This window comes from Moorena sp. SIO4A1 (genome assembly GCF_010672065.1).
Lineage (GTDB): Bacteria > Cyanobacteriota > Cyanobacteriia > Cyanobacteriales > Coleofasciculaceae > Moorena.
Window position 1 is genome coordinate 1 of sequence record NZ_JAAHHX010000666.1, and the last position, 1525, is coordinate 1525.

Annotated in this window: 1 protein-coding gene and 1 pseudogene; both read left to right on the forward strand. The window is 44.6% G+C overall.

From position 1 onward, the window contains the following. Positions 1-1100: pseudogene (locus tag F6K53_RS41725) on the forward strand (hypothetical protein); the annotation flags it as partial. 175 nt (positions 1101-1275) lie between these two features. Next, positions 1276-1485, forward strand: a complete 210-nt coding sequence (locus F6K53_RS41730) for a hypothetical protein (RefSeq protein ID WP_293086287.1) — start codon at positions 1276-1278, stop codon at positions 1483-1485. Positions 1486-1525: the final 40 nt, after the last annotated feature.

The following is a 1525-nucleotide window of genomic DNA, read 5'->3' on the forward strand; positions in this document are numbered from 1 at the left end:
CACAACCGACTATGGGAGTGGGCTGTTTTGATTGTCACCATAATGGTGTGGTGATTATGAAAGAACTTGCTCGACCCTGGAACAATTGGCATTCTGAGCGGGGGGGAATCTCACCCCTAGTAGTGCCGTTAAGGGTGACCCAAGAAACATTCTTTCAGAACTTGCAAGGAGCCGAGGTGCTTGAGCAGGTAATTCGCAGTGGTTTCATTAACTACCATAACAATTGGTTGCGCGATCGCTACAAAAGACAAGCAGGAGTTATTAACTTAAGCGACGTCAACCAGATGCTACGTCATCTAACCACCAACACTACCATCAATTTGGCCTCAACGAATATTGAAAGCAACGGAGCCAATACTAGCCCAGCCAACCGTCCTGTTAATGGTATTCCCAATGACTTTTTTGTTTGGGATTCAGCCCTCAAGACCAGCTTAGGTCTTAACTACAATATCCCGCTGATTACCTTCGAGCGACAAGAGTATGACAATTACCTAAATACCCATCATTTCCAACTGGTTCAATCTGACTTCACCAAACCGGATGATTCTCCACTGTACGAACAGGATGGCTCTACCTACTTTTCTTTCTTTGTGCCAGTTCCTGCTGCAGAAGACCTCTACATGCTCACACGGATGCGAAGTGCCAAGATTTTGACAGATAAATTCATTGCTGCTGTCTTGATGGTGGACTTCAAAAACCCTGTCTTTTCCGAAAAGCGGTCTAGCTTGCAGCAGTACGCTGAGCAAGTCACAACAGGCACAATCACCAATGGGATTAGTAGTGTACCCAATGATTTTGCCGAGAAAGTTAGAGTTGCTGCTGCTAACCAGCCTCCCTGCGATCCTACTAACCTTGACCAATGCACTGCGGAACAAGAGTTTTTGCAAACATGGGAACTACCTGATAATCAGTGGAAATCTTTTGTCCAAGAGCAAATTCAGGCTTATTTGGATGAATTAAACACACTTTCTCCTAGGGAGCAGTTAGCTCAACTGATGGAATCAAGTGTCAAGCACCGGGAGCAGTTTCAATCCTGGCCAACAATTAGTAACCTGAATGAATTTAGCTTGTTACTTCCCCAGAGTGATTTAAGTCATTAGGGCTTAATTAAATCAGACCCTCAAGAAATTAACTAAAACAACAACAACTTTAGAGGTTGTCTGAGAAGTACCATTTGCTACATCCAAGCCCCCTAAATCCCCCAATTTTGCTGCGACCCAAGGGCGATTTACTCGCCCATTGGAAAGCGCACCGGAAGGGACTTTTAGAAGCAAATTGACTCTTGTTCCCCCCAAAGTTGGGGGGCTAGGGGGGCAAAATTCAGTATCAAAAAACTTGGGAGATATCCTCTTAGCAATCCGTGTAGGAATTGAGAGGATTTTTGTTCCCTACTCCCTACTCCCTACTCCCTGTTCCCTGTTCCCTGTTCCCTGTTCCCTGTTCCCTTTGCTATTACTTGCCATATCAATAACACAAAAAAACTAAGGAGTAAATCAATGGCTAAACTACCTCAATTTGATCCACC